At 60.3% G+C, this 8,208-nt stretch carries 7 protein-coding genes; 4 read left to right on the top strand and 3 right to left on the bottom strand.

All coding sequences use genetic code 11. The features are described 5' to 3' along the window. Positions 1 to 25: 25 nt before the first annotated feature. A complete protein-coding gene (gene pyrR, locus Q1K49_RS12200) occupies positions 26 to 583 on the bottom strand; it encodes a bifunctional pyr operon transcriptional regulator/uracil phosphoribosyltransferase PyrR (protein ID WP_300526304.1) in 558 nt (185 codons plus the stop codon). 396 nt (positions 584 to 979) lie between these two features. Here pyrR and Q1K49_RS12195 point away from each other — a divergent pair, with 396 nt between their 5' ends. Then, complete coding sequence (locus Q1K49_RS12195; protein ID WP_300526303.1) at positions 980 to 1,294, top strand: hypothetical protein; 315 nt, start codon at positions 980 to 982, stop codon at positions 1,292 to 1,294. 97 nt (positions 1,295 to 1,391) lie between these two features. Here Q1K49_RS12195 and gdhA read toward each other — a convergent pair whose 3' ends face one another. Further along, positions 1,392 to 2,747, bottom strand: a complete 1,356-nt coding sequence (gene gdhA, locus Q1K49_RS12190; RefSeq protein WP_300526302.1) for an NADP-specific glutamate dehydrogenase — start codon at positions 2,745 to 2,747, stop codon at positions 1,392 to 1,394. A 462-nt stretch (positions 2,748 to 3,209) separates the two neighbouring features. Between gdhA and Q1K49_RS12185 the strand changes: the two genes are divergently transcribed. The 3 genes from Q1K49_RS12185 (at position 3,210) to proC (ending at position 7,762) form a co-directional block, all read left to right on the top strand. After that, positions 3,210 to 4,154 carry an IS30 family transposase gene (locus tag Q1K49_RS12185; RefSeq protein WP_300526301.1) on the top strand — a complete coding sequence of 315 codons (945 nt, stop codon included), beginning with the start codon at positions 3,210 to 3,212 and terminating at the stop codon, positions 4,152 to 4,154. Between the two features lie 190 nt (positions 4,155 to 4,344). Continuing rightward, on the top strand, positions 4,345 to 6,654 hold the full coding sequence (locus Q1K49_RS12180; RefSeq protein WP_300526300.1) for a right-handed parallel beta-helix repeat-containing protein: 2,310 nt from the start codon (positions 4,345 to 4,347) through the stop codon (positions 6,652 to 6,654). A 229-nt stretch (positions 6,655 to 6,883) separates the two neighbouring features. Next, positions 6,884 to 7,762, top strand: a complete 879-nt coding sequence (gene proC / locus Q1K49_RS12175; RefSeq protein ID WP_300526299.1) for a pyrroline-5-carboxylate reductase — start codon at positions 6,884 to 6,886, stop codon at positions 7,760 to 7,762. 43 nt (positions 7,763 to 7,805) lie between these two features. Here the strand turns inward: proC and Q1K49_RS12170 are convergent. Then, positions 7,806 to 8,208: cation diffusion facilitator family transporter (locus Q1K49_RS12170; protein WP_300526298.1), on the bottom strand; the 403-nt coding region annotated here is incomplete at its 5' end.

The following is an 8,208-nucleotide window of genomic DNA, read 5'->3' as shown; positions in this document are numbered from 1 at the left end:
TCAAGAAGATGCCGATGCATCCAGCTCATGCCTGGTCCTCCACCTTTTCCCAGATCCAGATTTCGTCGGCGCCGTCGATTTCGGCAACCCGCACTTCCACCACTTCCGCCTGGGAGGTGGGCAGGTTCTTGCCCACGTAGTCCGCATGGATGGGCAGTTCCCGGTGTCCCCGGTCCACGAGCACCGCAAGCTGCACCGACGCGGGGCGCCCGAGGTCCATCAGGGCGTCCAGCGCGGCCCGGACGGTGCGGCCCGTATAGAGCACGTCGTCCACGAGGACCACCTTGCGTCCCGAGAGATCGAAGGGAACGTCCGTCCCCCGGAGAAGGGGCTGGGGATACCGCAGGGAGAGATCGTCCCGGTAAAGCGTGATGTCCAGTTTTCCCTGAGGCGGAAGCACCCCCTCGAATTTCTCCAAGAGCTTGGCGATCCGCTCCGCCAGGGGAACTCCCCTGCGTTGGATGCCCACGAGCACAACCCCGTCGAGCCCCTTGTTCCGTTCCACGATCTCGTGGGCCATGCGCCGGAGAGAACGGTCCATCTCCTGGGCAGTCTGCACCCGGGCCTTTTCCTGCCATGTCATGGGATATCCCTCCTCATGCATAAAAAACGGTCGTGTCCTCTCCGGGAGAGAACACGACCGTTATCGATCCCACCATATGTCCGGATTCTTTCTTCCGGAAAGATGCCTTCGAAAAAACACGCCTTCGCCGTCACGGCATCCGCTTTTCGAGCACACATCTTTTTCCGCATTGCGCTTTCCTCCTTCCGGGCCTCACGGAACCCGATTAAAGGGTGTTGATCCTGGCACATTGCCCTTCATCTTTCTAGCTGAGAACCTTATCATATTTCACCTGCGTTCGCATGGGCCTTGAGACTCATTTTTTCAAATAACTTTGGTCCGTTCGGACGAAAACCGATACATCCTCTGGAAAGAGATATTGCCCCTTTGAAATTCCCCGGAAAGGAGGTGCGGAACATGGAACGGCGCATCGACGGCGTTACCGCAATCGCTCCGGTGGACCCCGTCAATCCGAAGCGCGTGAACCCGAAGGGACAGAAGAAGGACCCCCGAAAAAACCGACCCTGGGATGACGTGTTCCGTGAGCACCTTTCCCGGGACGAGGGCGAACAGGATTTTCGGGACGGAGAAGACGTCCCCCGGGAGACATCCCGGGAAAAGAAGAAACAAGGCGGCTCTATTTCCTGGAATCCGGCATGGCAGAACGTGTACGCCTCCGACGGAAGCGATGCAGACGCTTCTTCCGGACAACATGTGGACACCACAGCATAAGACGAAACACACGACGGAACCACAAAAGGGCCTCCCGAAATTCGGGAGGCCCTTGCCTATTTCTTCGGTGCCCGCAACGACCGGAAATCCGGTTCGCCTACACCAATCCCTGATCGTCCATGGCTCGGGCAACGCGCATGAAACCCGCGATGTTGGCTCCGTTGACATAGTTGTCCGGCGTGCCGAACTCCTCCGCCGCATCGCGGCACCGCTTGTGGATGGAGCGCATGATGCCCCGGAGCTTCTCGTCCACTTCTTCGCGAGTCCAACTGAGGCGCAGACTGTTCTGGGACATTTCCAGCCCCGAGGTAGCCACACCGCCCGCGTTGGACGCCTTGCCGGGACCGAAGAGAACGCCGTGTCCCTGAAGATAGGCCACCGCCTCCGGGGTGGTGGGCATGTTCGCCCCTTCGGCCACGCACATGCAACCGTTCTCCACGAGAGCCGTCGCATCGTCCAGATCCAGTTCGTTCTGCGTGGCACAGGGAAGAGCGATCTTCGCGGGCGCGAGCCCCCAGGGGCGCTTGCCGGGATAGAACTTCGCCGTGCGGAACTGTTCGGCGTACTCGGCGATGCGCCCTCTTCGGACGTTCTTGAGGTCCAGCAGAAAGTCGAACTTTTCTCCCCGGATGCCGTCCAGGTCGATGATCGTTCCGCTCGAATCGGAACAACTGATGGGAATGCCTCCGAAATGGTTCACCTTGTCGATGGCGTACTGAGCCACGTTCCCCGACCCGGACACGAGGACATGCTTCTCCCGCACCTCATCGTCCCGGACGCGGAGCATCTCGTCCACGAAGTAGACGAGACCGTAGCCCGTGGCCTCCGTCCGGATGAGGCTGCCGCCCCAGTGGATGCTCTTTCCCGTGAGGACGCCCCCCGCGTAGATGCGGGTGAGCATCTTGTATTGTCCGAGAAGATAGCCGATCTCCCGGACCCCGACGCCGATGTCCCCGGCGGGCACATCCGTGTCGGGACCGATGTAGTGGAACAGCTCGTTCATGAAGGCCTGGCAGAAGCGCATGACCTCGTCGTCGGATTTTCCCTTGGGATCGAAGTCGCTGCCACCCTTGGCGCCGCCGAGGGCGAGGCCGGTGAGGCTGTTCTTGAAGATCTGCTCGAAGCCGAGGAATTTGAGAACGCTGAGGTTGACGGTGGGATGAAATCGGAGGCCTCCCTTGTAGGGACCGAGAGCGTTGGAGAACTGGACGCGGAAACCCCGGTTGATCTGGTAGTTGCCTTGGTCGTCCTGCCAGGGAACCCGGAAAACGACGACCCTGTCGGGAACGATGAGCCTTTCGAGGATACGGTGCTCCGCATATTCCGGGTATCGCTCGATGACGAGCCGCATCGACTCCAGAACTTCCAGCGCAGCCTGGTTGAACTCCTTCTGCCAGGGATACTTGGTCAATACGTCCTGGATGATTCCATCGATGTACTGATTCGCGTCCATCCTAACACCTCCCGATTCGTTTCCACGATACGCCGGAACTTCCTCCCCAAATCCCGCAGCGATTCGTCCGTCTCCCGGCAATGCGCAACATGCCGGAATCTGTATAACAAAGACCGTTGAACTTCTGGAAAAATCGCGACACTCATTATTGTGCATGCTATTCGTCGTGTCAACATGCTACGTAAATTTCCAGACAACAACACAGGAATACGTCAACACCTCCACGGAAATACGTATTTCGACTCTTTTACAAGACTTGAGCCTCACGGGGCCAGCATTCAGGATGGTTTTTAAAATACCTACTTAAACTCTCTTAAATCCAGTTTTTTCATGGGTGGATTTACACTTCAAACGCAACAAGGGCTAAGGGATAGCACCCCGAGAAAAAGCAGATAGGCCCATGGCAAGTCCTTCGCTAAGATGGAGTCACCACAACAGCCGGCTAGCGGGGAGGAACCGGCCATGAGCCACCACCATCTTACCAGAGACGAGCGCGAGATCATCGTCATCGGTCTGCGAATCGGAGTATCCCAGCAGGAGATCGCTTCCCGGATCGGGCGTCACAGGAGCACCATCTGCCGGGAGATTCTGCGCAACGGCGGCGCCCGTAACTACAGCGGAGTTCGAGCTCAGAATCGCTATGGCAAGGCTCGCGCATCCTGTCGAAGGTCCCTGAAACTGTCCGATCCCTTCGTTCTGGAGATCCTGCGCCGGGGAATGGAGAAGCATTGGTCCCCGGAGCAGGTGATCCACCGGGAGCAGCTGTCCCTCTCGGTTCCCACGGTGTACCGTGGGATTCGCCGAGGCCTTCTGGGAGCGATGCGGCCCTTGCTTCGCCGCAAAGGGAAAGTCTTCGTTCCCAAGGGAACGGAAACCCGTGGAAAGCTGAAGGACTGCGTGTCCATCGAACAACGCCCCCAGGAAGTACGGAGCCGCACCACCCCTGGCCGTTGGGAGGGGGACACCGTGCTTGGAGCAAACGGAGCAGGCTGCGTCGTGACACTCGTGGAGCGGGTCAGCCGTTACCTTGTGGCCGCCCTCCTGAGAAGCAGGGCTTCGAACCCCCTGACGGAAGCGGTTCTGCGAATTCTTGATGGAGCGCCCTGCAGCAGCATCACCGTGGACAACGGCAAAGAGTTCGCCCGGCATGCCCGGATGAGTTCGGTGCTGGGTGCCCCGGTCTACTTCGCCCATCCCCATAGCCCCTGGGAACGGGGAAGTAATGAGAACACCAACGGCCTCCTCAGGGAGTACCTGCCCAAAGGAAAGGACTTCCGGAGCGTGAGTCGGGAGGAGTTGGATCACTACGTATCGCTCCTCAACAACAGGCCACGAAAGTGCCGCGGATGGCGCACTCCGGCGGAGGTCTATCGGGAGCCGGCTCCACCTCCGTTGCGTTTGACTTGACAATCCAAGATGATTTTCAAGATACCTGCTATACTGATCACGACAGAAATCATAGAGGAAACGAGGGATCTCCTTGCGGCCTCTTCAATTTCCGAAATTTTCCGTCAATGTACGCGCCACATCTCTTTACGAAGAAGTCAAAATGAGAACCCTCTACACAGGACCCCTTTCCGGACGAACGAAAGAGGCCATGAAAATTCTCTTCGCCTTCCTCTGGCTGGCTTCGGCCTTTTCCTCCGCCGTTTTTGCCGAGGCGCTGGTGCGCTACGTCACTCCATCCGGTGACGGTGCGCGAAACGGCATCGACTGGAGCAATGCCCTCGGTGAGGCGGAACTCCACGACGCGCTCGCCGCCGTGGATGCCGGCGGTAAAACAGCCCATGAATTCCGCATCGCCCAAGGAATCTACCGTCCGTCCCCGGAAATGAACCGGAGCAGGACTCTTCTCCTCAAGAAAAACGTCGCTCTCTACGGCGGATTCGCGGGAAACGAGACGGACCGGGACCAGCGGGACTGGAAGCGCCATGTCACCATCCTCACGGGGGACCTCGCCGGCGATGACCTCTGCATCGAGGGAGGAATCACCGTCAGCGCGGATTGCATTCATGGAACGAACAGCAACGCCGTCGTGACGGTGGTCACCGGCGCCGACGCGACAACGATCCTCGATGGTTTCGTCGTCACCGGCGGAAATGCCTCCGTCTCGGGAGGAGGGTGCACAAGCGCCCAGGGAAGCCCGGTCATCCGCAACTGCGCGTTCGTGGGGAACGCCGCGAACAATTTCGGGGGCGGCATGTACACCGACACCGGCAGCCCCATGATCGAAACATGTCTTTTCTTTGGAAACCGTGCCGGAGACTACGGTGGCGGATTTTACACACACTCGGGGAAACCGGTGCTCTCGGGGTGTCTCTTTTCGGACAACGCTGCGGACAAGCGTGGCGGTGGCGCATACACCAGTTCCGGCCAACCTCTTCTGGCGTACTGCACCTTCTCCGGGAACACGACCGCTTCCTCCTCCGGCCAAGGCGGTGCCTTTTTCAACGAAAGCGGATCACCTCTTCTGAAAGACTGTACTCTTCGGAACAATCTGTCCGCCAGGGGTGGAGGCGCGGCCTCCTCCGGAGGGAATTTCTCCGTCGAAAGCAGTCACTTCATGGCAAACGCCTCTCCGGGATCGAGTTCCGTCGGAGGCGCTTTTTTCCTCGCAAAGGGTACTCTCGACGCGGTGAACACCACCTTCACCGGAAACCGCGCCTCTTCGGCCGGCGGAGCGGTCTACGAGCAGAACGGCACGCTGCGCCTGCGACACTGTACGTTGGTGGAAAATATCGCCGGAAACGGCGGCGGGCTGTACATTCTCGGGGGAACGGCGCAACTCCGGAACACCATTCTCTGGAGTAACGACAAGGGGCAGATCCGGCATGCGGGAACCGCGCCCGTCGTGGAATACTGCATCGTCGAGGGAAATTATGGAGGCACAGGCAACAGTGGTGCCGACCCCCTGCTGGATACGCCGGACTGGAACGGCGGCGCCACCAGGACATGTGCGCTTCTCCCGGAAAGCGCCGCTGTGGCGAGGGGCATGTCCGATTCCGCGGAGGTCGTGTCGGTCGACCAACGAGGCGTTTCACGCCCCGAGACAACCTCGCCCGACATCGGAGCCTACCAGTCCTGGCACAGAAAAATTCTCACCCTCGGCATCTCCGGCACGGGAGAAGTGGAACGCAGCCTGCCGGGGGATTCCTTCACGGAACACCGCGAAACGAGATCTCTTCTTCCACCGTTCGCGGCGAAAGAGCCGGAGCGCTTCTTCTCCGGAGCGGACTCGTGCAGAAAATCCCTGAGCTATGAAGCGGGAAGCCTGATCGCTCTTTCCGTCGCAGCAGAATACGTACCGCTCTTCGACGGATGGAGCGGCGACGTGACGGGAACGGATCCGTCCGCAAACCTTCTTCTTGACCGGGACCGGTACGTACGGGCGTTGTTCGCACCGGGATGGCTCGTCATCACCGAAGCCGGTCAGGGAGGAACCATCACCCCGTCGGGAAGAATACGAGGCCGATTCGGCGAAAAACAGCACCTCGCCGTTTCGGCCGCCCCGGGACATCGCATCGATGCGGTTTTTCTGGATCAATCCCCCCTGTTTTTCTCCGTTTCCGTCGGGAGGGTGGAAACGTACCTGGATGTAAACCTCGAAGAGCTCCACGGAGAACACACGCTTCGTGCCACTTTCGCTCCGCTTCCGAACGTGACAGGAACTCCGACCGGAACACCGACGCCCTTTCCATCCGTCACGCCGACCATCACCTCCGTGCCGTCCGGCACGCCGACTCCTCCCACCTCACCCTCCCCGCCCGTCTCGGAAGCTCCCGCGAGCAATGCCACCGGAGGGGGCGGCTGCCATATCGGCTCGGGAACACTGTTTCCATGGAGCATTCCCCTCGGATTTCTCCTTCGGCGCCCGGCACCCCGGAGGGCCGAAAAGAAGCGCCGATGACGTGACTGATCCGCACATGACGAACAACGGAAGCATGCCGCGCATTTGCAAGAGCGTGGAAACATGTCCCCCACCATGCCCGGACACCCCGCCGGATATGCAATATCCACGATATTTCCCCTCTTGCGGAGTGCTATACTTCCGCAATATCGACACGCCAACGCCCCGGAGGAGCTCGGGTTGCAAACGTCCATCGCTCCTCCGGGGAATCGTCTTCGGAGGGATGGGCATGGAACGGTTTCGAAACAGAAAGATCGCAGTCATCGGAGCGGGCGTCATCGGAGGTGCCATCGCCGAAGCATTGCTCCCCTACTGCGCGGTTACGGCCACGCGAAGGAAAGTGGACAGGCTGGAGGGATTGCGGCAAAAGGGCGCGGAAATCGCTCCGGACAATCTGAGTGCGGCGGAGAAAGCCGATCTGGTCATCCTGGCCGTCAAGCCGGGCCAGGTAATCCCCGTGCTTCGGAACATCGCTCCGGCCTGCGCGGGAAAACTCGTGGTCTCCTTCGCCGCGGCCATCACGCTCGAACTCATGAAAAAGGCGGCGCCGGAAGCGAGATTCATTCGGGCCATGACCAACACCGCCGTGCTCGTGCGACGGGGATACACGGTCTTCTGCCGTGACCACCAAACAACGGAGGAGGACATGACGCTCGTCCGGGCGGCCTTCGCCTGCCTGGGCGAAGGCGAGCAGGTGGACGAACAGTTCCTGGACGTACTCACCGCCATGTCGGGATCCGGCCCGGCCTATATCTACACCGTGGTGGAATCAATGATCAACGGTGCCCTCCGGGTCGGACTTCCCCGGGACATCGCACTCCGCGCCGCGGCCCACACCGCCATCGGCGCGTCCCAGCTGCTCCTCGCATCGGGAAAACACCCTGCGGAACTGCGCGACCAGGTCACGACGCCGGGCGGCGTCACCATCGAGGGACTGTACGAACTGGAGGAAAGCCGTATCCGGACAGCGTTCATGAAGGCCGTGGCCGCGGCTTCCTCCAAGGCGAAGGACATTGCTGCGGAAGTGCGCTCCGCGGCGGAACGTGAAATCGAGAGAGACGGGAACCGCGTCGAAAACCCGGCGGGAAGCACACCCTCCCTGAAGTGACGGCCCGCTTTTTCCGCAATCCGAACCGGGGGGCGATGTCGAACTACATCCCCTCCGACGGAACGGGGTTTCTTTCCTGCGGTTCGGGCTCCACATGAAGGTTCACGAGGCTCGCCTCTCCCAACATGCGGCGGAGGCGGGCCTCGATTTCTTCGGTGACGTCGTGGGCTTCCACGATGGAAAGATGCCTCCCGACCAGAACATGGGCCTCCAATGCAACGTAGGAGCCGAGACGCCGCGTGCGCAGGGCGTGGCAATCGGTCACGAGAGGGGTGTTGCGGATCACGTTGGTGATGCGCGTCTCCAGCTCGTCGTCCAGGGAACCGTCCGTCAGTTCGTGCAGGCTCTCCCGAAGAATGGGCAGCGACGCCCGAACGACGAAGACACTCACCACCAGCGCCGCCAGAGGATCGAGCAAGCGCCATTTTTCTCCGAGAAAAAAAGCG

This window comes from Aminiphilus sp., from assembly GCF_029975095.1.
Taxonomy (GTDB): Bacteria; Synergistota; Synergistia; order Synergistales; family Aminiphilaceae; genus Aminiphilus.
The sequence above is the reverse complement of the archived record's forward strand: the minus strand, read 5'-3'. Positions and strand labels throughout refer to the sequence as shown.

Excerpts from the sequence above, each read along its gene's own strand:
- pyrR (WP_300526304.1), bottom strand. The coding sequence starts at position 583 with ATGACATGGCAGGAAAAGGCCCGGGTGCAGACTGCCCAGGAGATGGAC.
- Q1K49_RS12195 (WP_300526303.1), top strand. The coding sequence starts at position 980 with ATGGAACGGCGCATCGACGGCGTTACCGCAATCGCTCCGGTGGACCCC.
- Q1K49_RS12185 (WP_300526301.1), top strand. The coding sequence starts at position 3,210 with ATGAGCCACCACCATCTTACCAGAGACGAGCGCGAGATCATCGTCATC.
- gdhA (WP_300526302.1), bottom strand. The coding sequence starts at position 2,747 with ATGGACGCGAATCAGTACATCGATGGAATCATCCAGGACGTATTGACC.
- proC (WP_300526299.1), top strand. The coding sequence starts at position 6,884 with ATGGAACGGTTTCGAAACAGAAAGATCGCAGTCATCGGAGCGGGCGTC.
- Q1K49_RS12180 (WP_300526300.1), top strand. The coding sequence starts at position 4,345 with ATGAAAATTCTCTTCGCCTTCCTCTGGCTGGCTTCGGCCTTTTCCTCC.